This is a genomic window from Aestuariivirga sp., from assembly GCF_047602625.1.
In the GTDB taxonomy this organism is placed as follows: Bacteria; Pseudomonadota; Alphaproteobacteria; order Rhizobiales; family Aestuariivirgaceae; genus Aestuariivirga.
This window is the reverse complement of sequence record NZ_JASGGV010000002.1, coordinates 1,488,176-1,512,639: the sequence shown is the minus strand read 5'-3', so window position 1 is coordinate 1,512,639 and position 24,464 is coordinate 1,488,176. Positions and strand designations below refer to the sequence as shown.

Genomic DNA, 24,464 nt, shown 5'->3' with positions numbered 1-24,464 from the left:
TGTTCTGACCAGGACGCAATATGCCTAGCAAGCAAACCGCCGGGGCAGATGCCAAGCCGCCCCGGCTCTTTTCCGACCGGACGCTGATTGCCCTGGCGGTCCTGAATTTTTTTCTTGCCGATGCGCGGGATGGCTTGGGTCCGTTCCTGGACGCTTTTCTCGCCACCAATGGCTGGTCCACATTGACGCTCGGTCTCATCGCCACGGTCGGCGGGCTTGTCGGACTTGCGGCAACGCCGTTATGCGGCGCGCTCGTGGACGCCTCGACGTGGAAGCGCGCATTGATCGCCATTCCTGTCATTTTGGTCACCGTCGCGGCGCTGGTCACGCTTCTCGTGCCCAATGTGGCCATCGTCTGGGGTGGCCAGATCGGAACGGCGGTCGTCGGAGCCGTCATAGGACCAGCGCTTGCCGGGCTGACGCTTGGCATCGTCGGAGAAAAATTATTTTCGCAGCAGATCTCCCGCAACGAATTCTGGAACCACGCGGGCAATTTCGCCTCGCTGTTTGCGATCTTTGTGCTGGCCACCCTGTTTGGGCATCAAGGGGTCATTTGGTTGATGGTCGCCACAGCAATCGGCACCCTGCTTGGGGTATTCGCAATTGATCCGAAGCGCATCGATCACAATCAGGCGCGGGGGCTTGCGCATGATGACGGCAAACCCGGCCCATCCGGTTTCAAAACGCTGTTCGAAACCCGGGGGCTGGTTCTGCTGGCGATAGTCCTGCTGGTTTTTCATTGGGGCAACGCGCCCATGAGCAGGCTGATCGCCCAACAGTTTTCAATCGAACTGGGCACGCCATTCCGCACCACCGCGATCATCACCGGCGTTTCACAACTGGCGATGATCGCCTTGGCCGCCCTAACCCCCATGCTGATCCGCCGCCTTGGCCTGGCGCCCGTTTTCATCATCGCCCTTTTGGCGCTGCCAATCCGTGGCGCGCTCGCCGGAAGTTTTTCCGGCTTCTGGGTGGTCTATCCGGTGCAGGCGCTCGACGGCATCGGGGCGGGCCTGCTCGGCATCATCACGCCGGTGGCTGCCGAGCGCCTGCTCGCCGGCACCGGGCGGTTCAATGTCGGGTTTGCCGCCGTCATGACGATGCAGGGAATCGGCGCGTCGTTGAGCAATGTCGTGGCGGGCTGGCTCGTCACCGAAGGCGGATATGGGCTGTCCCACTATGTCGGCGGCGGCGTATCATTTATCGCGCTGGCGCTGTTTCTGGTTTTCCGGAACAGCATTATCAAGCCCGAAAGCAAAGGCCGCGGCGTGGCCAAGGCCTGAAAGGTCACTTCTTCTTTTGGCGGTTCAACTCCGCCGCCGCGCGGATCAATGCCTTGAAAGCCGCAGCATTGATCTTGCCGCCTTCGCGAATGTCGATGGCGCGGCGCGTGTTGCCGTCGAGGCTGGCGTTGAAGACATGCTTGGGATCATCAAGGCTGGCTCCCTTGGCGAAGGTGAGCTTCACCACCGCCTTGTAGGTTTCACCCGTGCAGAGAATGCCGCCGCTTGACCACACCGGCACGCCCCGCCATTTCCACTCCTCCACAACATCTGGAAGAGCCTCATGGATGAGCGCCCTGACCTCTGCCAGCATCTTGCCGCGCCAATCGCCCAGCCCGGCGATCCGCGCATCGATTAATTGGGCGGCGCTCTCCATCTCAGGCCTGCTGCGACTGTGAGCGCCACAGGTCGATGCCGCCATCGGTGGCGTGCCTGTCGATGGCGCTCAACTCCTCCTTCGAGAAATTCAGGGTCTTCAGCGCATCGAGCGAGTCATCGAGCTGCGCCACGGTGCGCGCGCCGATGAGCGCCGAGGTCACGCGCGGGTCGCGCAGCACCCAGGCAATCGCCATCTGCGCGAGAGACTGCCCGCGCTTCTTTGCAATCTCGTTTAGCGCCGTGATACGCGCCAGATTTTCGGGCGACACCATGGCGCCCTTGAGAGAGCCTTCGCGCGCCGCGCGGGCGTCGGCGGGAATGCCGTTCAGATATTTGGACGACAGCATGCCCTGCGCCAGCGGCGAGAAGGCAATGCAGCCGGTGCCCAGTTCGCCCAGCGTATCGAGCAGGCCGCCTTCCACCCAGCGGTTGATCATCGAATAGGAGGGCTGGTGGATAAGCAGCGGCACGCCTTCGGCCCGCAGGATTTTTTCCGCCGCCCGGGTGCGCTCGGGGCCATAGGAGGAGATGCCAACATAGAGCGCCTTGCCTTGCCGCACCATCTGCGCCAGCGCCCCCATGGTCTCTTCCAGAGGCACATCGGGCGTCGGGCGGTGAGAATAGAAGATATCCACATAGTCGAGCTTCATGCGCCGCAGGCTCTGCTCCAGCGAGGCGATCAGATATTTGCGCGAGCCGCCCACGCCATAAGGCCCAGGCCACATGTCCCAGCCTGCCTTGCTGGAAATCACCAGTTCGTCGCGGTAGGGCCGGAAGTCCTTCTCCAGTATGACTCCGAAATTCTCCTCCGCCGAACCGTAGGGCGGGCCGTAATTGTTGGCGAGGTCGAAATGGGTGACGCCCCGGTCAAAGGCCCGGCGCAGCATGGCGCGGCCGGTCTCGAACACATCCGCACCGCCGAAATTCTGCCAGAGACCCAGCGAGATCAGCGGCAGCTTCAGGCCCCACTTGCCGCACGCACGATAGGATGCACCGTCATAGCGCTGGGAATTGGCAAGATACATGAAGGCCTCCGTTGGTTGCGCCGGGGAATAAAGCCCAGCAAGGGCGGTGAATCAATGGAAGCCGGCACACCGCAAGCATCCGTTAAGCACGGTCAGCGGTTTTCCCGTTTCCGCACAGGCCCCTAAGACGACGGAAACAGCGCCCGTGATACGTCTTGCCTGAAAACTGGGCGAATTGGCGGGAATGGCGGGAAACCTCATCGCGAAGCGGGATCTGGGAATGATCCGTGAACGGAAGGATGCGAAGGCGCGGGATGCGTCTCCGGCCCGTTCCCCAGCCGTGTCGCATGGCGCAGTGGTGATCGGCGGCGATTGCGGCGCGCTGGCTGCCGTGCGCAGCCTGGGCCGCAGGCGCATTCCGGTGGGCGTGGTCCGCGGCCTCAATCCGGTTGCGTCCTATTCTCGCTTCGCCAGCTGGGCTGAGGATTGGGATGGCGCGGAGTCTGCCGGCGCGCTCGACCAGTTGATCGCGCTGGCGGAGAAGCGCGGCGCGCTGGACTGGACATTGTTTCCGGCTGGCGATGCCGAGGTGCGGCTCGTCTCGCAAAATCACGCCGAACTGTCGCGCCTCTTCCGCCTCACCGTGCCGCCATGGGAGACGCTGGGCTTCGCCGCCGACAAGCACATGACCTATGCGCGCTGCGCCAGCCTCGGCATTCCGCATCCCCGCACCTATGCCGTGCGCTCGCTTGACGACGCTCGGGCGCTTGACTTCCAGTTTCCGCTCATCGTCAAGCCCGCCGAAAAGCAGGGCGTCAATGCGCTGACCGCCGCCAAGGCCTGGATCATCGCCTCGCGTGAGGACCTCTTGCGCCGCTTCGGCAGGGCCAGCGATCTCGCGGGTGACGCCGGGCTGATCGTGCAGGAGCTGATCCCCGGCGATGATTCCAGCCAGTTCTCGTGGTGTGCCTTGTGCGAAAACGGCGTGCCGCTCGTCACCATGGCGGCCCGGCGCACCCGGCAGACGCCAGCCGGCTTCGGCACCGGAACCTTCGTGGAAAGCATGCTCGACCTGGGCTTCGGCGCCCACGCCGAACGCTTCCTTGCATCAATCAACTACACCGGTCTTGTGGAAATCGAATTCAAGCTCGACCGCCGCGACAACCAGTTCAAGCTCATCGACGTGAACCCCAGGCTCTGGACATGGAACGGTCTGGGCGTTGCGGCCGGTGTTGATTTCGCGGGCGCCGCTTTCGATCTCGCCAATGGCGGTGCGGTGGAAAAAGCCCAGGGCCGCCCCGGAGCGTCGTGGCTCTATGTGGCGCGCGATGCGGGGCAGTCGCTGGCCTCGATCCGCAAGGGCGAGCTGTCATTCGCCGCCTATCTGCGGAGCCTGTTCGGCGCATCGGCCTATGCCACCTTTGCATGGGACGATCCGCTGCCCAGTCTTGTCGACACGCCGCTGGCGCTGTTTCGGCGCGGCAAGCGCAAGGCTTAGCCGTTCTGCCGCATTTCGGCCCTCTCCCCGGTGTTGATCTCAGGCGCACGCTATGGTCTATCCTGCGGGCGAAACCGGGAACCGAACGTGGCGAAGACGATCTACCGCAAGCTGACGATTGCGCTCTGCGTGCTGGCGATGGCCTCGTGCTCAGCCATGGCGGCAGGCCCGTCGCTGCTGTTCGATCCGGCCACCGGCGAGGTGCTATCGCAGGACCGGGCGGGAGAGCCCTGGTATCCCGCCTCGATCACCAAACTGATGACATCCTATCTCATCTTCAAGAAGCTGAAGGCGGGAACGCTGAAGCTCGACCAGAAGATCACCGTCTCCGAAATCGCCCATGAGCAGCCGCCATCCAAGATCGGCGTGCCGGTTGGCAAGACGGTATCGGTCGATTTCGCGCTGCAGGCGCTGCTCGTCTATTCCGCCAATGACATGGCTTATGTTCTGGCGGAGTCCACCGAAACCTGGCCCGACTTCGTGAAGGAGATGAATGCCACCGCCCGCACGCTGGGCATGACGGGCACGCATTTCATGAATCCCAACGGCCTTTTCGAGCCGCGCCATATCTCGACGGCGCGCGACATTGCCGTGCTGGTGTCGGCGCTGGTGTCGGAATTTCCGGAATATGCGCATTACTTCAAGCAGCCCAATGTGGCGGTGGGCAAGAAGCATCTCGCCAACCGCAATTCGCTGCTGCGCAAGATGCCGGAAGCCGATGGCATGAAGACCGGCTTCGTGTGCGATTCAGGCTTCAACCTCGTGGCCACCGCCACGCATGACGGCAGGCGTCTTGCCTCCGTCATTTTCGGCTCGCCCAGCGGCAAGGCGCGCGCCGACCTTGCGCAACTCCTCCTCACCGATGGCTTCACCCGCGCGCCCGATGCAACGCGGCCCAAACTCGCCGGGGTCGCCAACCAGGCCACCGGCGCCATCGTTCCCGCCGACATGGCGCCCGATGTCTGCAAGACCAAGCCGATCACGCTCGCCTATGCCGAGGACATGCAGGACTGGGGCATTTCCTTTGGCACCTATGACACGGCAGCCAAGGCCGACATGGCGCTCCGGGGACGGCTTCTCACATCCTACGGGCTCGATGCGGGTGGCCTTGCCGGCATTCTGGAAATGCCGAACAAGGGCGGCTTCGCGGCGGTTCTCGCCAATCTTGACCAGCAGAAGGGCACGGAGCTCTGCACGCAATACCGCGCCGACAAGGCCCCTTGCGAAGTGCTGAGCCCGCAGGTGTTCCAGCAGATCGCCACGCTGATGCCCAAGCCCAAGTCCAAGGCGGGCAACACCGAGCCGGGCGACGATGACGGCGAAGCCGAAGGCGGCGACGGCAAGTCCAAGCCTCCGGCCAAGAAGCCCTGATCCCCACATGATCAACCGCAACGGTTCCGGCATTGCCTGCGCGCTGGGCGCGGCAACGCTCTATGGCCTCGTTCCCAATGTGGTGCGCGGCGCCTATGACAATGGCGTTCCCGCCATCGAGAGCATCTTCGTGCGCACCTGCCTCGTGGCCGTGTGCTTTGCTGTGCTGGCGATTTTGAACGGCGACAGCTTCCGCATTCCGCGCCCCGCCTGGCCCAGCCTTCTGGGACAAACGCTAGCCACCATCGTCGTGTCGATCGGCTATCTGGCCTCGGTGCAGTTCATTCCCGTGGGCCTCGCGGTCATCATCTTCTACACGTTTCCGGTCATCGTCATGCTCGCGGCGCCCCTGGTCGAAGGTCATTCCCCCGGCATCCTCCGTACACTGATCGCCCTCTTCGCCTTCGGAGGGCTGGCACTTTCGGTGGGGCCGAGCTTCGACAGCCTCGACATGCGCGGCATCCTGCTCGCCGCCGCGGCGGCGCTTGGCTGCGCGCTGCAATGTTTCTCCGGCCGGGCGATCTCGAACTACATGACGCCCGCCGTATTCGGCTCGCTCGTCCATGCCGTCATCTGGGTGCCGATCCTGCTGATCGCCTTGTGGGTGGGCAACGGCACGCTGGCGATCTTCCCCGGCGGATCAGCCAATTCAACCGGCCTTGCCTTCATGGCGGCGGTGGGCGTCGTCTATGTCATCTCCTATATGTTCCACATGCTGTCGCTGCGCTTCGCGCCAGCCTCGGTGGTCGCCCCCTTCTTCAACATGGAGCCGATCGTCGCCACGGCGATCGCCGCCCTGTTCCTGGGTGAGCGGCTGGCCTTGAACCAGTATGTGGGCGGCGGCATGGTGCTGGCCGGCCTTGCCGCCTCAAGCTTCATCGACCAACGGAAACCCGCCTGATGCCGCAACCGCCGATCCCCGTCGCCGTCCTCACCGGTTTTCTCGGCGCCGGAAAAACCACGCTGCTCAATTTCCTGCTCAAGGACCCGTTCCTCGCCGACGCGGCGGTGATCATCAACGAGTTCGGCGATGTGGGGATCGATCATCTCCTCGTCGAGCGCTCGGACGAGAACGTGGTTGAGATGGCGAGCGGCTGCCTGTGCTGCACCATCCGGGGCGACCTGATCGACACCATGCATGATCTCCTCGCACGCCGGGGGCGGGGCGAGATCAAGGCCTTCAACCGCATCATCATCGAAACCACCGGCCTCGCCGATCCCGCGCCCGTGCTTCATGCCGTGATGAGCGATCCGGGGCTTCTCGCCACGTGCCGCCTCGAAGGCGTCATCACCGTGGTCGATGCCTTCAACGGCATGGCGACGCTCGATGCCCATGCGGAAGCGGTGAAGCAGGTGGCGGTGGCCGACCGCATCGTGCTGACGAAGGTCGATCTGCTGGAGGGCCGCGAAGGCGAGGACATGCTCTTCGCCATCATCGCGAGGCTGCGCAAGCTCAACCCGGCGGCGCGTCTTCTCACCACCCACCGCAACGAGGCGACGGCGGAGCGCCTCTTCACCATGGGCCTCTTCGACCCTACGAAGAAAACGCCGGATGTGCAGAACTGGCTGGCGGCGGAAGCCTATGCCACGGGCGAGAAGCGCGGGCGGCGTCATGCCCATCACGGCCATCACCACCACGATCATCACCATGACGTGTCGCGCCATGACGAACACATCCGCTCCTTCAGCTTCACGGAGGCCAACGCCATCAGCCCGCAGGGGCTGGAGCTGTTTCTCGAACTGCTGCGCTCCTATCACGGCGCCAACATGCTGCGCATGAAGGGCATCGTGAAGCTCGCGGATGATCCCTCAAGCCCGGTGGTGCTGCATGGCGTGCAGCATGTGTTCCATCCCCCCGTCCGGCTTGCCGCTTGGCCCGATGCCGATCATCGCACAAGGCTTGTCTTCATCGTGAAGGATATCGAGAAGCCGATGATCGAGGGCCTGTTCAAGGCCTTCACCGACCAGATTTCGGGCGGTGCCGATGCCTTCACCGACACCACCCTTTCCCTCAACAGGTGATCCCATGGCGCCCAAACTCTACGGCCTCAAGAAATGCACGACCTGCCAGAAGGCGGTGACATGGCTCGATGATCACGGCATCGCCAACACGCTGTCCGACGTGCGCGAAACGCCGGTCACCAAAGAGCAGGTGTCGGCATGGTCCAAAGCCGTGGGCGGCTGGGAAAAGCTCATCAACAAGGCCGGCTACACCTGGCGCGGCCTCCCCTCAGCCGAAACCGCGAACCTCACCGAAGCCAAGGCCGTGGCGCTGGCCGTGAAACACCCCTCCCTCATCCGCCGCCCGCTCATCGAACACCGCGACGGCGCGGTCACGGTGGGCTTCGCGAAAAAGGTGCAGGAGATGTTCGGGTAGGAAGGAAGAGCATGGTCAAGCGCATAAAATCACCTCAGGAAAAGAAGACGCTTAGTCTCACCAGGGATTGCCGAAATGTTTACGGGGAGAATGCGAAGGCTTCGCGAAAAAACATTCCACGGTCGAAAGCGCGGAGTCATCGCGGAATTCGCCGGAAAGCCAATCAGGACATTGATGTCATCGCTCAACTTCCCGAGGAACTGGCCGATTCTGTCGAATCAACGCTTTCACTTCCCCGGCTACAAAAACCGAAATGGAAAAAGAAGCCCGATATGCCGCTAGGGATGGTGCTTGTGCGAAAAAAAGAACGGGCGCTCAAGCGCAACAAGAAGTAGCCGAACCAGAATTCCTCCATTGGTTCGAAGAAAGTGAATTCTACATTTCTGATGGCCGGATTAGCCGATCAATACTGATGGAGCGGCAAGATGCTTAAACAGTCATTTTTTCATCTCCCGGCCGTGGCCGCCTTGCTTGTTCTGATGTTGCACATGCCTGCAAAGGCAGAAGAATTATCTGAGGAAATCGAAAAGAGATGTGCGTCATACGATTTGGACGCTCTGAGTGCGCTCAAGCAGAGTAAAGGCGACCAGCAAAAGTTGCAGAATATTGTTGATGTTTATATGAGTGTCAGAGGGGAAGTCTGTGGTTTTGAACGCTCGTATGAATATTGTGCCGCTCTCAATTATCCGTCATGCGTGCTCGTCGTCAATCAGCGAAAGAAGATGAAATAGTCTGCGCCCTGTTCGGTTTCTTTTTGTGAGTTCGATAAATATTTGCCTTTGGTTCGCGGGAAAGCACATACTCCAATCTTCTCCCTCCCCGCGTTGTGGGGAGGGCCGGGGTGGGGCGGCGAGGTATCGGATCATCCTGCAAATGCCGGCCGTTCGCCTGGGCTCACGGCGTTCGGCGGCTTCAATCGCTCCACTGTAGCGATTGATCTGCTCCGCAAACCGCCACCTCACCCCCACCCGTCTCGCGCTGCCGCGCGATCCACCCTCCCCATGCTTGCGCATGGAGAGGGAGAAGAAAAAATCCCTGTCATCCCGGCGACAAGCCGGGGTGACAGGTGAGTGATAAATGCAGCAGATATCGGACATTCCCACGCGAAAGTGCGTTTTCCGTCAGATCAATAATTTCACACATTCATTCATGGCAGTCCGAAGCGAGCCTGATTTCGTTTCAAATGACATATCTTCTGCAATGCATTCGAAGGTGGAATCATGGAACGCAAAAATGAAATGCTGAAACTGCTCATAATAACGAGCATCGAAGGATGGATGCACTGAATTGATACGCTTCACCTCATCGATCCATGTCGAGTTTTTCACATGGAAAATGCCATAAAATGAAAGCCCCTTTGAATACAGCGGATGACCTGCGAGCGCTTCATCATTGGGCGATCCGAATTTAAAAGAGAGAAAATGATCGAAGGCCACAACCGCGATCACGCGTGAATTCTTTGAACGCCGTCGTAGCAATGCGGGAGGAGCAATGGGTTCCGCGGTGTAATAGATCAGGAACAGCTTGTGTTCGTTGCTGACTATGCGCGGTTGCGGCGCTCCGGTGCACAACTGTGGAAAGCCCCGAACTTCGCTCACACAGTCAGCTTCACCTGCTTCCCGATGATCCTTCCGCACTGAATTCCCCTCACCCCCGCGCCAGCGGCCTTGTCATGCAGGTTGGGCCGCCTTCGCCTTTGCGGCAGATGTCGTAGCCCTTGATGACCTCCACCTTCACACCCGCTGCTTTCATGCGGCGTTCGGTTTCGGGGTTGCCCTCCACCATCATGGCGTGGCGGGGGCCAAGGGCCAGCACGTTGCAGCCCATGGTGTCGAACTCTTCCTGCGGCACCTCGAGGAATTTGATGCCGCGCGATTCGAGAAACTCAAGCTGCCGGACAGCCATCAGCGGCGGATAGACCACCGCGAGGTCATGGTCGAGCGGCGACAGGCAGGACATCAGGTGGAATACATCGCTCCTTCCCTTGAAGTGCGGCATGTCGAACCACAGGATTTCAACATCCCCGCCCGCCAGTTCGCCAAGCTGCCTGAGGCCTTCGAGATTGGTGCGGTAGCCCACGCCCGCTAGCAGCGTGTAGCGGTCGATCCACACAAGGTCGCCGCCTTCCACCTTGCCCTCGCCGGTGATCTCCCCGGCAACGGGAATGCCCAGCTTCTCCAGCGCCTGGCCGTTTACATCCGATTCCTTCCGCCGCTGCGGCTTGCCCATGCGCGGCTTCACAAGGCCCTTGGGCGTCACGATCAGCGCGTCATGGGTATAGATCGAATCAAGGGTGAGCCCATCGCCCGCGGGCAGCTTGATGATTTCCGCGCCGCAAGCTTTCAGCACCGCTTCCACGGCGGCATATTCCTTACGCGCATTGGCAAGGTCGGGGCGGGAGTGGAAATTCAAATCCTTCCACTCGGCATCGATCTTCGCATCGCTGGCGAAGGCGGTGTCGACATCGCGCACCGCCACGGTCTTGAGCTTGCCCCAGTTGTTGAACTGTCCGAAATCGAATGTCATGCGCGCCTGATCCTGAATGTGAGTGAGCCCTGGGCTTCCCGCTGGTCCAGCAGCGTGTGGCCCTGTTCGGTGCAGAAATGCGGCATGTCGATTGCCGCCATGGGGTCGGTGGCGATCACCGTGAGAATGCTTCCCGGCGGCATCGCCTTCAGCCGCTTGCCCGCCTTCAGCACAGGAAGCGGGCAGAGCAGGCCGGAGAGATCGAGCGTGGTTTCGGAATGATTTTCGGCCATGATGCGGCTAGAAGCGGTTCCCTGAGACGCGGAGTTACACAATGTCTGAGCTTCTGTCCAAAGCCTCTTTTCAGGGCACTGTCGCGATGCTGCTGGCCAATCCCGACCGGGAGGCTGGGCTGGAGAAGCAGGAGCGTGACGATCTCATGCTGCGCTTCGAAGGCCCCGAGGGCGATTGCCACGGCGGCCTGACGCGGAAATCCGATGTCCGCATGATCAAGCAGTTCAAGCGCGGCACGGAAGTGCGGAATGCCCGCCAGCTTTCGATCCTGTCGGAAGAGGAACTGGCTGAGGTGGCGGCGAAGATGGGCATTCAGGCGGTGAAGCCGGAATGGGTGGGCGCCAATATCGTGACGCGCGGCATTCCCGATCTCACCCTGCTGCCGCCTTCCACGCGGCTTCAATTTCCCAGCGGCGCCATGATCACCATCGACATCGAGAACCTGCCCTGCCGCTACCCGGCGGACATCATCAAGAGCCATAATCCCGATCAGAAGCTGGGCTTCGTCGCTGCTGCCCGCAACAAGCGTGGCGTCGTGGGGTGGGTCGAGGCCGAAGGGCTGATCCGCAGCGGCGATCCCATCACGGTGTGGATTCCGCCGCAGCGGATCTACGCGCACGGATGAAGATCGCCGCCGTCATCATCGCGGGCGGCGCGTCCTCGCGCATGGGGGCGGAGAAACTTCTGCTGCCTGTGGGCCAGAGGCGGATCATCGACCGTCTGCTTTCGATCCTGCCGCAGCCCGTGGCGCTCAATGCCAATGGCGATCCGGCGCGCTTTGCGGGCGTTAGCCTTCCCGTGATTGCGGACAGCATGAAGGACATCGGAACACCATTGGCCGGGCTCCATGCGGCGCTCTTGTGGGGGGAAGCGCAAGATGTGGATGCCGTGCTGACAGTGCCCTCCGATTGCCCGTTCCTGCCTTCAGACCTCGCCGCGCGGCTGTCCGCAGCCGGTGCCCCCGCCGTGGCGGCTTCGGGCGGCGCGGTGCATTATCTCACCGGCCTGTGGCCCGTGACCGCGCGCGCATCGCTTGAGAGCCTGACAGCGCGCGGCGTGCGCCGGGTGCGCGATTGGGTTGAAGCTGTTGATGCAAGAACCGTGGAGTGGGACGCCCGGCCCTTCGATCCCTTCATGAACGTCAACACGCCGGAGGAGCTTGCGGAAGCAAACCGCATCGCGAGTCTCAGTGGCTAGCCCGTCTTCCGCGCCAGGCCCGGCAGGCGCCAGCCGAGATTTGCGCCCAGCGTCGCCAGCACGATGAGCGCCACCCCGGCGAGTTGCACCAGCGTCAGCGGGTGGCGGTAGATGAACCAGTCGAGCAGGATGGCCACGGCGGGATAGACGAAATTCAGGATGGCGATACGGGGCGTGGGCAGCAGCGGGAAGGTGGCATACATTGCTACCATCACCAGGCCGGAATGGATGACGCCGATCCCCGCCAGCCAGGCCCAGGACCGGGCGCTGATCGCCTGATGAAAATCGGCTCCGAAGGCCAGCAGCACAGCGCCCACCGATGCCTGGATCATCATGGTCACCTCGGCCCGCTGGCCGCGAATGGCGCGCACCAGCACCGTCACGCCCACATAGCAGGCCGCCGCCAGCAGGGTGAGGCCCAGGCCCTGAACCCATTGCCCGCCGGTAAAGGCGGGCGCCGCCAAGGCACCGCTGGCCAGCGCCACGCCTGCGAAGGCCAGCACGATCCACGCCAGCTGTTCGACCGTCACCCGTTCGCGCCAGACCAGCCAGCCCGCGAGGATAAGCAGGAAGGGATAGCTTTGAAACACGATGGTGGCCGTGCCGATCGAGGTCATGCGGAAGGCCGCGAAGAGGCACACCCAGCACAGCGCCAGCAGGCAGCCCGCCGCCGCCGCGAAAATGAGGTTGCGCCACATGAAGCCGCCGCCCTTCAAATGGCCAAAAGCCAGATTCCACAGGAACAGGAAGGTGGCCCCAAAGGCGCAGCGCCAGAACACGGTGGTCAGCGGATCGATGCCCGCTTCCACCACGAAGACGCCAACGGTGGCGCTGACCGCCAGCGCCAGGGCCAATTGCAGCGCCGGGTTCCTGAGGGTAGGCGAATTTTCCACGTTCGATTCCTGTTGCGCGCCGGTGTTACGGGCTTGCAGCAGGAGGTTCAAGCATTCGGCTGATCCGTTACGGGGCGGGCTGGTTGGCCTGCCACAGATCCATCAGCCGGTGAAAGGCCGCCGGTTCATGGGTGGTGTAGAGTTGTTTCCACGCTTCGGCGAGTTCCGGCGTCATCGCGCCGACCATCAGCAGCGTTTCAGCGGCGAATTCCACCGGGGCAACGCCGGTTGCCGTGACCAGCATCCCGTCACGCACCACCGCGCGTTGCCGGTAATGGGCCTCGCCGCCATAGCCCGGCGCGAGTTGCTTCAGCAGGCCAAGATCGTTGCTGGTGTGCCCAAGCGTCTCCAGGCATCCGGCGCGCGCCAGCGCCACCGTTGCCGCGCAAATCGCCGCCACGGGCTTGCCCGCCGCAATGCGCTGGCGGGCATTGGCGATGATCGCCGCGTGGCGGCCCTCATTCCACGAATCGCCGCCGCACAGCACCAGCAGATCGCCGTCATCCGCCTTGAGATGGTCCGCCGCCAGGTCCGGCATGACACGAAGCCCGCCGATGCTTCCGGCGGCGGCTCCATCCTCGCTCACATAATAAACCTCCCATGGCGCTTCCGAGAGACCCTCGCCGGAGCGCAGCGTGCCCGCCAGAAATCCCGTTTCCCAGTCGGCGAAGGTTTCGGGTAGATAGACATAGGCGCGTTTGGGCATGACCGTCCTCCGCATTGAAACGTCCATAGTGCCATGTTGGGCATGAGCGTGTGAGGAAAATCCGGTGAAAGCGTGTCAATGAAGATCATCGGCGTCGCCGGGTTCAAGAATGCGGGCAAGACCACGCTGGTGGAACGGCTGGTGCGCGATCTGACCGCGCGCGGCTATCGCATCTGCACCGTGAAGCACGCGCACCACTCCTTCGACATCGACCATGAGGGGCGTGACTCCTTCCGCCACCGCAAGGCCGGCGCGTCCGAAGTGGCCGTCGTGTCGCGCCACCGCTGGGCCATCATCCATGAATCGCGCGGGGAAGAAGAGCCGCCGCTTGCCGCCATCCTCGCCAAGCTGGCGCTGTGTGATCTTGTCATCGTCGAGGGCTACAAGCGCGACGGCCATGACAAGATCGAGGTGCGCAATCTCGCGCTTGATCATCCGCATCTGGCGGGCGATGATCCCACCATCGTCGCCATCGCGGCCAGCGGCCCGGTTGCCGAGGCGCCGGTTCCGGTGTTCAGCCGCGACGATATCGGGGCGCTCGCCGATTTCATCATCACGCACATGGGGCTTTCATGACGCCGGAACAGATCGTGTCCTTCTGGGAGCAGGCGGGAGAGACGCGCTGGTTCACCAGGGATGCAAGTTTTGACGGGGTGCTTGCGGTGCGTTTTGGCGCGGCGCTGAAAGAGGCGCGGGGCGGCGCCTTCGATCATTGGGGGGAGACTCCGGAAGGCGCTTTGGGCCTCATCATCCTGCTCGATCAGGTGTCGCGGAACATCCATCGCGGCAGCCCGTTGTCTTTCGCCGCCGACCAGCGGGCGCTCAGGCTCGCCAAGCAATCAATTATCCGGGGATTTCATCACGCCATGCCCGCACCACGCGCCATGTGGCTGATCATGCCTTATGAACATTCCGAGCAGATCGACGACCAGTGGCGCTGCCTCTCGCTGTTTCAGTCCCTCGGCCTCCATGACATGGCGCATTGGGCGAAGGTGCATCTCGACATCGTCGCAGAGTTCGGCCGCTTCCCGCACCGGAACAAAGTGCTGGGCCGCGTCTCGACGGCGGAGGAACTGGCCTTCCTCGCGGCGGGCGGATTTTCGGGATGACATCTCTTCCCGTTATCGTTTTCATTCTGGTCTATCTCGGCATGGCGGTCGGCACCGTGCCGGGTCTCAGGCTTGACCGCACCGGGGTGGCGCTGATCGGCCTCATCGTGCTGCTGGCGTCCGGTGATCTCAGCATGGCGAAGGCCGGTGCGGCGGTCGACATGCCGACCATCACGCTGCTGTTCGCGCTGATGATCCTCTCGGCGCAGTTTGAAGGCTCGGGCTTCTATGGCCTCGTGGCGGCGAAGATCACCCGCGCCGTCCATGCGCCGAAGCTCTTGCTGGCGGTCATCATCGCCGTCACCGGCATTCTCTCCGCCATCCTCACCAATGATGTCGTGGTCTTTGCCCTGACACCGCTCATCTGCACGGCATTGCTGGCGCAGGGGCTTGATGCGCGGCCCTATCTGGTGGCGCTGGCGGGGGCCGCCAATGCCGGGTCCGCCGCCACGCTGATCGGCAATCCGCAGAACATCCTGCTGGGTCAGGCCGGAGGATTGAGCTTCGGGCGCTACCTGCTGCTGGCCCTGCCGCCCACGCTGGTGGCGCTGGTGTTCGTTTTCCTCGCCGTCATCTGGACATGGCGCGGCAGCCTCGCCGCCACGCCGCATGAGGGCAAAACCGAACAGCCACAGGTGGACCGTTTCCAGCTCGCCAAGGGCATCGTTGCGATCGCGGTATTGATCGGCCTGTTCCTCACGCCCTTCCCGCGCGAGCTCTCGGCGCTTGCCGTGGCGGGCGTGCTCCTCCTGTCGAAGCGCATGTCGTCGCGCGACATGATCGGCGCGGTGGACTGGCATCTGCTGCTGCTGTTCATCTGCCTGTTCGGCGTCACCGCGGCCTTCGCCGAAACCGGGCTGGCGCAGGAGGCGCTGGTCAGCCTCAAGGCGCATGGCCTGTCGCTCGACAGGCTCAGCGTCTTGTCGCCCCTCATGCTCGCGGCCTCCAATACCATCGGCAATGTGCCGACCATCATTCTCATTCTCAAGATCGTGCCCGATCTTTCGCAAGGGGTTCTGGCCGCCATGGCGCTGCTTTCCACCTTCGCGGGCAACCTGCTGCTCACCGGATCGCTGTGCAACATCATCGTGGCGGAGCGCGCCAAGGCCTCAGGCGGGGATTTGAGTTTCATGGATTTCATGCGCTCCGGGATCGTCATGACGCTGTTCGCCATGGCGGCGGCAACCGCCTGGCTGTGGCTCACCGGTTCTGTGCAATTTTAGACTTTACTGCAGTGCACCCTGCGGGTTGACAAGCCCGCCCCGAACCGGGAAACAGGCCCGGGAGCCGGCGGGGTAACCAGGGGATTTGTGAATGCGGGGAATCATTCTGGCGGGGGGCAGCGGAACGCGGCTTTATCCGCTGACGCTCGCCATCTCGAAGCAGCTTCTGCCGGTCTACGACAAGCCGATGATCTATTATCCGCTGTCGGTCCTCATGCTGGCGGGACTGAAGGACATCCTCATCATTTCCACGCCGCATGACCTGCCGCATTTCCGCAACATGCTGGGCGACGGATCGGCCTTCGGCATCAATCTCCAATACGCCGAGCAGCCGCATCCCGGCGGCCTCGCGCAGGCCTTCCTGATCGGCGAAAAATTCCTTGCCGGCGGCCCCGGCGCGCTGGTCCTGGGCGATAACATCTTCCATGGCGAGCAGTTGCAGTCGAAATGCGAGACCGCCGCCGCGCGTAAAAAGGGCGCGACAGTCTTCGCTTATCATGTGTCTGATCCCGAGCGTTACGGCGTCGTCGCCTTCAACCGGGAAGGCGTCGCCACCTCGATCGAGGAAAAGCCGAAGGAGCCCAAATCCAACTGGGCCGTCACCGGGCTTTATTTCTACGACACCGATGTCGTCGAGATCGCCAAGTCCATCAAGCCCAGCCCGCGCGGCGAGCTTGAGATCACCGACGTCAACCGCATCTACCTCGAGCGCGGCGATCTGAACGTCGAGCGCATGGGGCGCGGCTATGCCTGGCTCGACACCGGCACGCATGACAGCCTGCATGATGCGGGCTCTTATATCCGCACCATCGAAACGCGCACCGGCGTCAAGGTCTGCTGCCCGGAAGAGATTGCCTTCAACTGCGGCTATATCGATGAAGAACGGATGCTGAAGCGCGCCGCCGCGCTGGGCAAGACCGAATATGCCGCCTATCTCTGCCGAATCGTGGCGGAGCATGGCAACGAGCCCCGGAGATAGGCCATGCAAGTCCGCGATCTCGGCATGGGCGTCCTCGAAGTCGTGCCGAAGAAATTCGGCGATGCGCGCGGATTCTTCTCCGAAACCTTCCAGCGCCAGAGATTCACCGATGCGGGCATCACGCAGGACTGGATGCAGGACAACCAGTCCTACTCGGCGGAGAAGGGCGTGCTGCGCGGCCTGCATTTCCAGGTCGCACCCGATGCGCAGGACAAGTTGATCCGTGTGCTGAAGGGTTCGATCTTCGATGTGGCGGTGGATATTCGCAAAGCCTCGCCCACCTATCGCACATGGGTGTCGTGCATCCTCTCGGCGGAAAAATTCAACCAGCTTCTCATCCCGAAGGGCTTTGCGCACGGCTTCGTCACGCTCGAGCCCGATGTCGAGGTGCTCTACAAGGTGTCGGCGCCTTATTCGCCCTCCTGTGACCGCGGCATCCGCTGGAACGATCCAACCATCGGCATTGAATGGCCGCTCGATCCCGGCCAGCAGCCGGTGCTTTCGGCAAAGGACGCCGCCGCCCCGCTTCTCGCCGAGGCAGAGAAGGATATCGTGTTTTGAATGGCGCATATGATTCCCCTTCTCCCCTTGCGGGAGAAGGTGGCGCGAAGCGCCGGATGAGGGGTCGCTCCGGCTTCAGCCATCCACCCCCTCATCCGTCTCGCGCTGACGCGCGATCCACCTTCCCCCGCGAGGGGGGAAGGCGAAAAACGCAAAGGCATCCCTTATGAAAATCCTTGTCACCGGCGGCTGCGGATTCATCGGCTCGGCGGTGTGCCGGCATCTCGTCAATGACCTCGGCTTCGATGTCGTCAACGTCGACAAGATGACCTATGCGGCGAGCGAGGGCTCGACGGCGGAACTTGCCGCAAATCCACACTACCGCTTCTACAAGCTCGACATCTGCGACCGCGAAGCGATGCAGAAGGTGATGGAGCGCGAGGGCGTGGATGCCGTCATGCATCTCGCCGCCGAAAGCCATGTCGACCGTTCGATCGATGGCCCCGGCGAATTCATCCAGACCAATATCCTCGGCACCTTCGCTCTGCTGCAGGCGGCGCGCTCCTACCATGCCTCATTGCCGGAGCCGAAGAAATCCGCCTTCCGCTTCCATCATATTTCCACCGATGAGGTGTTCGGAGACCTGCCATTGGATGGCGGCCTCTTCACCGAGGAAACGCCCTATGCGCCGTCCTCGCCCTATTCGGCGTCCAAGGCGTCCTCCGATCATCTCGTCATGGCGTGGCATCACACCTATGGCCTGCCTGTCGTTCTCTCCAACTGCTCCAACAATTATGGCCCGTGGCATTTCCCCGAAAAGCTCATTCCGCTGATGATCATCAACGGAATGGAAGGCAAGGATCTGCCCGTCTATGGCACGGGCGAAAATGTGCGCGACTGGCTGCATGTCGAAGATCATGCGCGGGCCCTGGCGCTTGTCGTCACAAAAGGCCGCGTCGGCCAGTCCTACAATATCGGCGGCCGCAACGAGCGCTCGAACCTGAAGGTGGTCGAAACCATCGCCGACACGCTGGATCAGCTGATGCCGCTCAACGCGGGCAACAGGCGTGGCCTCATCCGTTTCGTGGGCGACCGGCCGGGGCATGATCTCCGCTATGCCATCGACGCCACCAAGATCGAGAATGAGCTGGGCTGGAAGGCGAAGCATAATTTTGACACCGGCCTCCGCAGCACCATCGAATGGTATCTCAACAATGGCGCGTGGTGGCAGCCTTTGCGCGCCGCGCGCTATGCCGGTCAGCGCCTCGGCGGCGGCAAGCCCTGATGCGTATTCTCGTCACCGGCAGGAACGGCCAGGTCGCCACGTCGCTGGTGGAGAAAGCCGCGCAGTCGCCGCATGAGGTCATCGTGGCGGGGCGCCCCGAGCTTGATCTCGAAGACCCGGCCTCTGTCCGCCGCGTCATTATGGACGCAAAGCCAGATCTCGTGGTGAACGCCGCCGCCTATACGGCGGTTGACAAGGCGGAGCAGGATGAGGCGCGCGCCTTCGCCGTCAATGCCACGGGGGCGGGCGCTGCGGCGGAAGCGGCGGCGAAGCTTGCCGTCCCCTTCATTCATCTGTCTACGGATTATGTCTATTCCGGCGACAAGCCGTCTGCCTATGTGGAGACGGATGCCGCGGGGCCGCTTGGCGTCTATGGCCGCTCAAAGCTCGAGGGCGAGGCGGCGGTCAAGGCGGCGCATCCGTCGCCGCTCATTCTTCGCACCGCCTGGGTCTACAGTCCCTTCGGAAACAATTTTGTGAAAACCATGCTGCGGGTTGGTAAAGATAGGCCCGTGCTCAGCGTGGTGGATGATCAACGTGGCAATCCCACCTCGGCACTCGATATCGCCGATGCCATTCTGCGCCTCGCCCGGGAGGCGCGTGACGGCGGCACCTATCATCTCTGCGGCGAGGGCGAGGTGACATGGTGCGGCTTTGCCCGCAATATTTTCGAACTATCAAAAGCATTGGGCGGGCCGTCGCCGGAAGTGAAGGCCATCACCACGGCTGAGTATCCAACCCCTGCGCGCCGGCCCGCTAATTCAAAACTTTCGACGGATTTGTTCGCCAAACGTTTTGGTTTTCGCCTGCGCCCCTGGCATGAGGCCACGGCTGAAACGGTGGAACGGTTATTGACACTTTAGCCTAAAGTCTTTTTGTCCGTCTCTTGCGGATATGTTAAGAAAATGACTCAGGGCGGTGTCTGAACGAGGGGAAGTATTTCGTGGCTGTCTTGCTGCCCGAAATCATCAAGCGTGGAATCAGGGCGAAGCTGGCCAATGCCGCCGCCGCCGCGCGTCTCACCCCGCCGCACAGCCCCTCCGCGGCGCTTTATTTCGCCGACCCGCTGGCGGGCTTCATCGGCACGAGGCTGGACAATTCCGGCCGCCCCATCCGCCGCGTCACGCGCACCATGTTCGTCTCGGGCCGTTGCGCCATCATCATCCGCTATGTTGGTGACCGCGAACTCGGCATTCTCGAGCGCCGCAAGTTCGTCAGGGTCTATCTCGTCATTGATGACAATTTCGGCGCCCTTGATCCGCAGGATGGACTGCCGCCCGACTATCGGCAGCGCCTTCTGGCCTACCGCGACGGGTTCATGCGCAGGCTGATGCCGTTCGTCACCCATGTCGTGGCGCCGTCCGACGATATTCTCTCTCATTACAAGAACAAGATACGCCTCAGGCTCGATCCGGCGCAGTGCCATGGGGCGGGTGGCCTGGCCCATCACCGGCGGCCGCGCGGGCTGGATATCGTGGTCGCCGCCACGCGCTCGCACCTTCAGGATGTGGCGTTCGTCGCCGATGCGGTGGCGGATTTCCTGAAAGCCCGGCCGGATGCCCGGCTCACCACCTTCCTCAACGGCCACGCGCCGCGGGTGCTGCGCAATCTCCCCAATGCCGAACATTTGCCTATGCTGGGCTGGGAGCGCTACCGGGCCTTCGTGGCGGAGAACCGCTTTCATATTGCGCTGGCCCCGGCGCTCGATACGGCGTTCAACCGGGCCCGGTCCTTCAGCCGCGTGCATGATCATGCGGCCTATGGCGCAGCGGGGCTTTACAGCCAGCAGCCGCCGTTCTCCGGGGTAGTCACGCATGGCCAGTCGGGGCTTCTGCTCCACAATGATCCGCAGAGATGGCGCGATGCGCTTCAAACTCTGTCGGAGGGGCACGACAATGCCGAGCGCCTCGCCGCCGGCGGGCAAAATCTGTCGCGCCGGATTGGCAGCCGGGCGCGGGTCAGGAACTTCTGGCTGCGGGAGCTGGAACTTGCTGCCTTCGTCCCCGAGACCTGAAAATTCGTTAATGATTCCAATCCGCCATTGTTGCAAAATGCCCATAGTGTGGGGACTTATCGCAACGCAATGTGGTTAACGCGCGGGTTTGGCTTGTCGATGGCCGGGACCTTGGGTTAAGGAATCCGGGCAAACAAAACGGGCAGCCCCGTGTGGGATGGCAGGCTGTCCGGGGATCAACAGGGGATCCGGCATCAATGCGAGTGAGATTCCTCGCCCAGCTTCTGCTGTGCGGCATGATAACCATGCTTTCCGCCTGTTCCGGCATCCCCGAACCGGGTCCGAAAGAGTCCAAGATCACCGGCAAGGCCGCCGATCTCGCGGGCTTCACGCTGATCGATACGACTGCCGTGAATGTTGCCGATTACCGCGTGCAGCCCATCACCGATTATGCCGGCACGGGCAGCATCGGCACCGCGCCCCGGCTTGTCCTGTCGGCGGGCGACGAAATCCGGGTGAGGATATCCGAAAGCAAGGAAGGCGGGCTCTTTGCGCCGCTCGCCGTGGGCGGAACGGTGTTTGACAATCTCCGCATCGACAATGACGGCACGATCACCCTTCCCTATGCCGGGCGGGTGCGCCTCGCCGGAAGCAGCGTGCCGCAGGCGCAGGAGCGCATCCGTGGCCGCCTCGTCGGCGTCACGTTCGAGCCGCAGGTCTATATCGAGGTCAAATCCGACCATGGCTCCAGCGTGCTGGTGTCGGGGCTCGTCAAAAATCCCGGCCGCCTGTCGATGATGAACGGGGCGCTCACGCTCATGGATGCGCTGGCGCTGGCGGGGGGCACCGAAGGCCAGCCGCACCAGGTCGATGTCATCATCCGGCGCGGCAAGTCGGTGGCGCGTATTCCGCTCTCGGACGTGCAGAACGGCCGCAATGCGCGGCTTGTCGCGGGCGATGAAGTCATCCTCGAGGCCAATGCCAAGGTCTTCAATGCGCTCGGCGCTGTCAAGAAGACAGGCCAGAGCGAATTCACCAAGCTCAATCCGTCGCTCATGGATGCCCTGTCGCAGGTGGGCGGCCTCGACAATACGACCTCCAGCAACACCGGCGTCTTCGTGTTCCGTCTGCATGAGCCGAAAGCGTGGCGCGACGCCAACAACAAGTGGCAGGAAGGCCCGGTCATCTTCAAGTTCGACATGTCGAAGCCCGAGACCATGTTCATCGCCCAGGTGTTCGGCATGCGGCCCGACGACACCATCTATGTGACCAATGCGCCGTCTGTCGAATGGATCAGGTCGCTGCAGCCCATCGCGCTGACGATCTCCACGCTGCGCAACGTCTATGGCACGGCGGTCGTCGTCGATCCCGGCCTCAATTGATCCGCAGGCGGAGCATCATGGGAGGGGTGGCATGACCATCGCGGTGTTCGGCAGCATCAACATGGATGTGACGGCCTATATGCTGCGCCTGCCCGAGCCCGGCGAGACGCTGCATGGCGCCGAATACAAGCTGGGCCTCGGCGGCAAGGGCGCCAATCAGGCCGTTGCGGCGAGGAAGCTCGGCAGCGATGTGCGCTTCATCTGCCGCCTCGGCTCCGACGATTTCGCCAAACCGGCGGCGCGTGAACTCTCCTCTCACGGCGTTGATCTGGGGCTCGTGGCCACGGACGCCCAAGGCGCAACGGGACTCGCCATTATCAATGTCGGGCAGAATGGTGAGAATTACATTTCGCTGATCGGCGGGTCCAATCTCCGCATGGACGGGAGCGATGTCGCGCGGGGCCGTGCGGCGCTGGAACAGGCGAAGGTGCTCCTCGTCCAGTTGGAGGTTCCGCTCGATGCGGCATTGAAGGCAGGGGCGATTGTCCGCGCTCATGGCGGCATCGTCATCCTCGATCCCGCACCCGCCCCCGAGAAGGGCCTTCCCGTCAATGTGCTGGGCCAGGTCGACATCATCACCCCCAACGAGAAAGAGACAGCGCTTCTGCTCGGCTGGCAGCCCGTCACGCCGGAGGATGCGTTCAAGGCTGCGAAGGAATTGCGCGCCAAGGGCGTGGGCACCGCCATCGTGAAGCTGGGCGCCAGGGGCCTCGCCGTCGCGGCACCCGGTGCCGAGGCGATCATCCCGCCCTTCAAGGTCACCGCCATCGACACAGTGGCGGCGGGCGACAGTTTCAACGGCGGCCTCGCCCATGCGCTGGAACGGGGCATGCCGATCCTTGAGGCGGCGCGTTTCGCCGCCGCCTGCGGGGCGCTCTCGACGACGAAGAAAGGTGCCGCCGCCGCGGCTCCCACGCGTACCGAGGTCGAGGCCTTCCTCGCCTCCGCCTAGTTCGGAATGCGCATGGTCAGCGTGCCGTCCACCACGAGGTTGGCGCCGGAGATGAAGCTGGCGCGTTTGCTTGAGAGATAGATCACGGCGTCGGCGATCTCCTCCGGCCTTGCCATTCGGCCAAAGGGATTGGCCTTGAGATTGGCGGCAAAGACCTCGGGCTCATCCACTTCCACGCGATGCCAGAAGCCGCCCTTGAAATAGGTGGTGCCCGGCGACACGAGATTGGCGCGGATGCCTTTCTCCGCCACATGGCGGGCCAAAGATTTCACATAGAAGAACAGCGCCGCCTTCATCGCGCCATAGGAGACGGAGTCATAGCCATAATCCTCGGAGCCCGATATCGAGGAGATGGCAACGATCGAGCCCGCCCCCGATTTCGCCAGATGCGGGAGCGCCGCCTCGCAGGCGTTGCGGGTGTGCATGAGGTCGATGCGGAAGGCGCCTTGAAACGCGTCCTCGCCCGAGCCCGATGCCAGCGCGCTGGCATTCGCCACAAGGCAATCGAGCCCGCCCAGCGCGTCCGCCACCTCATTCACGAAGGCCGCCAGTTCAGCGCTGTCGCCCACATCGAGTGCGCGCCCGAAGACCTTCACGCCCGCCGCCTCCAGCGCCTTCATCGTCTCAGCAACCTCTGCCGCATTGCGCGCGCAAAGCGCCACATCGGCCCCTTCCGCCGCGAAGCCGAAGGCGATGGCGCGGCCGATGCCTTTCGTGCCGCCGGTCACAAGAGCGCGGCGTCCCTTCAATCCCAGGTCCATCTCAGGTGATCTTCACGTTTGCCGGGTCCCAGCCCTTGGGTTCCGGAAATTGCGGGTTCATCTCTTCCAGCGTCTCGCGCACGATGCGGGCGATGGCGGCATTGCGCACCCAGTTGCGGTCGGCGGGGATCACATGCCATGGCGCATGATCGGTGGAGCATCTGGTGATCGCCGTTTCATAGGCGGCCATGTAATCGTCCCAGAGCGCCCGGTCCTCGAGATCCGCGGGGTTGAACTTCCAGCGCTTCTCCGGCGTCGCCACGCGGTCGCGCAGGCGCTCGGCCTGTTCGTCCTTCGAAATGTTCAGCATGAATTTCAGGATGCGCGTGCCGTTGTTGCTCAGCATCTTTTCAAAATGGTTGATCTCGTCATAGCGTTTCTCGATCGCCTCGGGGCTGGCCAGCTTCTTCACCTTCACCACCAGCACGTCCTCGTAATGCGAGCGGTTGAACACGCCGATGAAGCCCTTGGCGGGCACCGCCTGATGCACGCGCCAGAGATAGTCATGCGCAAGCTCCAGCGGCGTCGGCCCCTTGAAGGAGGTGTTGGTCACGCCGATGGGGCCGCAGGTGTTGAACACCGCGCGCACCGTGCCATCCTTGCCGGAACAGTCGATGCCCTGCAGCACCACTAGAAGCGCGTGCTTGTCCTCGGCATAGAGCCGGTTTTGCAGGGCGTCGATCTTCAGCGCGTCCTGTTCGATGTCGGCCTTCGCCTCGTCCTTGTCCCTGAAGGCGGAGGCATCGCGGGGGTCACATTTCGAAAGCTTGAAGGGCTTGCCCGGCGTGGCGATGAACTGCTGCGCGAAAGATTTGTTGTCGGCCATGCGATACCTCTTTTTACTGCTCCCAAGCGTGGACCAGTGCCCTCTTGATTGCAAGGGACCTTGG

General features: G+C 62.7%; 29 protein-coding genes. 20 read left to right on the top strand and 9 right to left on the bottom strand.

Features of this window, described 5'->3' with window-relative positions; translation table 11 throughout:
• Window positions 1-20: 20 nt before the first annotated feature.
• Window positions 21-1,283, top strand: coding sequence for an MFS transporter (locus tag QM694_RS12385; protein WP_415007238.1), 1,263 nt, complete (start codon window positions 21-23; stop codon window positions 1,281-1,283).
• A gap of 4 nt (window positions 1,284-1,287) precedes the next feature.
• On the opposite strand, the gene QM694_RS12380 is transcribed toward QM694_RS12385, so the two are convergent.
• Both QM694_RS12380 and mgrA read right to left on the bottom strand, forming a co-directional pair.
• Complete coding sequence (locus QM694_RS12380; RefSeq protein ID WP_415007237.1) at window positions 1,288-1,659, bottom strand: DUF1801 domain-containing protein; 372 nt, start codon at window positions 1,657-1,659, stop codon at window positions 1,288-1,290.
• Between the two features lies 1 nt (window position 1,660).
• Window positions 1,661-2,686, bottom strand: a complete 1,026-nt coding sequence (mgrA, locus tag QM694_RS12375) for an L-glyceraldehyde 3-phosphate reductase (RefSeq protein WP_415007236.1) — start codon at window positions 2,684-2,686, stop codon at window positions 1,661-1,663.
• Between the two features lie 220 nt (window positions 2,687-2,906).
• On the opposite strand from mgrA, the gene QM694_RS12370 reads away from it, so the two are divergent.
• The 7 genes from QM694_RS12370 (at window position 2,907) to QM694_RS12340 (ending at window position 8,603) form a co-directional block, all read left to right on the top strand.
• On the top strand, window positions 2,907-4,124 hold the full coding sequence (locus QM694_RS12370) for an ATP-grasp domain-containing protein (RefSeq protein WP_415007235.1): 1,218 nt from the start codon (window positions 2,907-2,909) through the stop codon (window positions 4,122-4,124).
• 87 nt (window positions 4,125-4,211) lie between these two features.
• Window positions 4,212-5,495, top strand: coding sequence for a D-alanyl-D-alanine carboxypeptidase family protein (locus QM694_RS12365; RefSeq protein ID WP_415007234.1), 1,284 nt, complete (start codon window positions 4,212-4,214; stop codon window positions 5,493-5,495).
• A 7-nt stretch (window positions 5,496-5,502) separates the two neighbouring features.
• Window positions 5,503-6,396 carry a DMT family transporter gene (locus QM694_RS12360; RefSeq protein WP_415007233.1) on the top strand — a complete coding sequence of 298 codons (894 nt, stop codon included), beginning with the start codon at window positions 5,503-5,505 and terminating at the stop codon, window positions 6,394-6,396.
• Complete coding sequence (locus QM694_RS12355; RefSeq protein WP_415007232.1) at window positions 6,396-7,517, top strand: CobW family GTP-binding protein; 1,122 nt, start codon at window positions 6,396-6,398, stop codon at window positions 7,515-7,517. The genes QM694_RS12360 and QM694_RS12355 overlap by 1 nt, the downstream gene beginning before the upstream one ends.
• Window positions 7,518-7,521: 4 nt before the next feature.
• A complete protein-coding gene (locus QM694_RS12350; RefSeq protein WP_415007231.1) occupies window positions 7,522-7,872 on the top strand; it encodes a Spx/MgsR family RNA polymerase-binding regulatory protein in 351 nt (116 codons plus the stop codon).
• Window positions 7,873-7,883: 11 nt separating this feature from the next.
• On the top strand, window positions 7,884-8,207 hold the full coding sequence (locus QM694_RS12345; protein WP_415007230.1) for a hypothetical protein: 324 nt from the start codon (window positions 7,884-7,886) through the stop codon (window positions 8,205-8,207).
• A 90-nt stretch (window positions 8,208-8,297) separates the two neighbouring features.
• Window positions 8,298-8,603 (top strand): hypothetical protein, encoded by a 306-nt coding sequence (locus tag QM694_RS12340; RefSeq protein ID WP_415007229.1) that lies wholly within the window; start codon window positions 8,298-8,300, stop codon window positions 8,601-8,603.
• 390 nt (window positions 8,604-8,993) lie between these two features.
• Here the strand turns inward: QM694_RS12340 and QM694_RS12335 are convergent, their stop codons facing one another.
• The 3 genes from QM694_RS12335 to QM694_RS12325 are packed head-to-tail and all read right to left on the bottom strand — an operon-like array spanning window position 8,994 to window position 10,631.
• The gene (locus tag QM694_RS12335) at window positions 8,994-9,509 is read right to left on the bottom strand and encodes a hypothetical protein (RefSeq protein ID WP_415007228.1); all 516 of its coding nucleotides are present in this window, start codon (window positions 9,507-9,509) and stop codon (window positions 8,994-8,996) included.
• Between the two features lie 10 nt (window positions 9,510-9,519).
• On the bottom strand, window positions 9,520-10,398 hold the full coding sequence (locus QM694_RS12330) for a dimethylarginine dimethylaminohydrolase family protein (protein WP_415007227.1): 879 nt from the start codon (window positions 10,396-10,398) through the stop codon (window positions 9,520-9,522).
• Complete coding sequence (locus tag QM694_RS12325) at window positions 10,395-10,631, bottom strand: sulfurtransferase TusA family protein (protein ID WP_415007226.1); 237 nt, start codon at window positions 10,629-10,631, stop codon at window positions 10,395-10,397. The genes QM694_RS12330 and QM694_RS12325 overlap by 4 nt, the downstream gene beginning before the upstream one ends.
• A 41-nt stretch (window positions 10,632-10,672) precedes the next feature.
• On the opposite strand from QM694_RS12325, the gene QM694_RS12320 reads away from it, so the two are divergent.
• Window positions 10,673-11,257: an MOSC domain-containing protein gene (locus tag QM694_RS12320; RefSeq protein ID WP_415007225.1), complete on the top strand. Its 585-nt coding sequence runs from the start codon at window positions 10,673-10,675 to the stop codon at window positions 11,255-11,257.
• The gene (locus QM694_RS12315) at window positions 11,254-11,829 is read left to right on the top strand and encodes a molybdenum cofactor guanylyltransferase (RefSeq protein WP_415007224.1); all 576 of its coding nucleotides are present in this window, start codon (window positions 11,254-11,256) and stop codon (window positions 11,827-11,829) included. The genes QM694_RS12320 and QM694_RS12315 overlap by 4 nt, the downstream gene beginning before the upstream one ends.
• Here QM694_RS12315 and QM694_RS12310 read toward each other — a convergent pair.
• Both QM694_RS12310 and QM694_RS12305 read right to left on the bottom strand, forming a co-directional pair.
• The gene (locus QM694_RS12310; RefSeq protein WP_415007223.1) at window positions 11,826-12,722 is read right to left on the bottom strand and encodes a DMT family transporter; all 897 of its coding nucleotides are present in this window, start codon (window positions 12,720-12,722) and stop codon (window positions 11,826-11,828) included. The two genes, QM694_RS12315 and QM694_RS12310, sit on opposite strands and share 4 nt — an antisense overlap.
• 67 nt (window positions 12,723-12,789) lie before the next feature.
• Complete coding sequence (locus QM694_RS12305; RefSeq protein WP_415007222.1) at window positions 12,790-13,428, bottom strand: type 1 glutamine amidotransferase family protein; 639 nt, start codon at window positions 13,426-13,428, stop codon at window positions 12,790-12,792.
• Window positions 13,429-13,500: 72 nt separating this feature from the next.
• Here QM694_RS12305 and mobB point away from each other — a divergent pair, with 72 nt between their 5' ends.
• From mobB to rbsK, 10 genes are all read left to right on the top strand, one after another.
• Window positions 13,501-14,004 carry a molybdopterin-guanine dinucleotide biosynthesis protein B gene (mobB, locus tag QM694_RS12300; RefSeq protein WP_415007221.1) on the top strand — a complete coding sequence of 168 codons (504 nt, stop codon included), beginning with the start codon at window positions 13,501-13,503 and terminating at the stop codon, window positions 14,002-14,004.
• Window positions 14,001-14,537, top strand: coding sequence for a DUF924 family protein (locus QM694_RS12295; protein WP_415007220.1), 537 nt, complete (start codon window positions 14,001-14,003; stop codon window positions 14,535-14,537). Before mobB ends, QM694_RS12295 begins: the two co-directional genes overlap by 4 nt.
• Window positions 14,534-15,760: an SLC13 family permease gene (locus tag QM694_RS12290; RefSeq protein WP_415007219.1), complete on the top strand. Its 1,227-nt coding sequence runs from the start codon at window positions 14,534-14,536 to the stop codon at window positions 15,758-15,760. Before QM694_RS12295 ends, QM694_RS12290 begins: the two co-directional genes overlap by 4 nt.
• A gap of 91 nt (window positions 15,761-15,851) precedes the next feature.
• Entirely contained in the window at window positions 15,852-16,739 is an 888-nt protein-coding gene (rfbA, locus tag QM694_RS12285; RefSeq protein WP_415007218.1) for a glucose-1-phosphate thymidylyltransferase RfbA, read from the top strand.
• A gap of 3 nt (window positions 16,740-16,742) precedes the next feature.
• Window positions 16,743-17,300 carry a dTDP-4-dehydrorhamnose 3,5-epimerase gene (gene rfbC, locus QM694_RS12280; RefSeq protein ID WP_415007217.1) on the top strand — a complete coding sequence of 186 codons (558 nt, stop codon included), beginning with the start codon at window positions 16,743-16,745 and terminating at the stop codon, window positions 17,298-17,300.
• Window positions 17,301-17,466: 166 nt separating this feature from the next.
• The gene (rfbB, locus tag QM694_RS12275) at window positions 17,467-18,525 is read left to right on the top strand and encodes a dTDP-glucose 4,6-dehydratase (protein WP_415007216.1); all 1,059 of its coding nucleotides are present in this window, start codon (window positions 17,467-17,469) and stop codon (window positions 18,523-18,525) included.
• Entirely contained in the window at window positions 18,525-19,388 is an 864-nt protein-coding gene (rfbD, locus tag QM694_RS12270; protein ID WP_415007215.1) for a dTDP-4-dehydrorhamnose reductase, read from the top strand. The genes rfbB and rfbD overlap by 1 nt, the downstream gene beginning before the upstream one ends.
• A gap of 80 nt (window positions 19,389-19,468) precedes the next feature.
• Window positions 19,469-20,539 carry a hypothetical protein gene (locus QM694_RS12265; RefSeq protein ID WP_415007214.1) on the top strand — a complete coding sequence of 357 codons (1,071 nt, stop codon included), beginning with the start codon at window positions 19,469-19,471 and terminating at the stop codon, window positions 20,537-20,539.
• A gap of 197 nt (window positions 20,540-20,736) precedes the next feature.
• Window positions 20,737-21,861, top strand: a complete 1,125-nt coding sequence (locus QM694_RS12260; RefSeq protein WP_415007213.1) for a polysaccharide biosynthesis/export family protein — start codon at window positions 20,737-20,739, stop codon at window positions 21,859-21,861.
• A gap of 31 nt (window positions 21,862-21,892) precedes the next feature.
• Window positions 21,893-22,813: a ribokinase gene (gene rbsK / locus QM694_RS12255; RefSeq protein ID WP_415007212.1), complete on the top strand. Its 921-nt coding sequence runs from the start codon at window positions 21,893-21,895 to the stop codon at window positions 22,811-22,813.
• Here the strand turns inward: rbsK and QM694_RS12250 are convergent.
• Both QM694_RS12250 and QM694_RS12245 read right to left on the bottom strand, forming a co-directional pair.
• Entirely contained in the window at window positions 22,810-23,574 is a 765-nt protein-coding gene (locus tag QM694_RS12250; protein WP_415007211.1) for an SDR family NAD(P)-dependent oxidoreductase, read from the bottom strand. The genes rbsK and QM694_RS12250 overlap by 4 nt on opposite strands.
• Window position 23,575: 1 nt before the next feature.
• Window positions 23,576-24,400: a polyphosphate kinase 2 family protein gene (locus tag QM694_RS12245; RefSeq protein ID WP_415007210.1), complete on the bottom strand. Its 825-nt coding sequence runs from the start codon at window positions 24,398-24,400 to the stop codon at window positions 23,576-23,578.
• Between the last annotated feature and the right edge of the window lie 64 nt (window positions 24,401-24,464).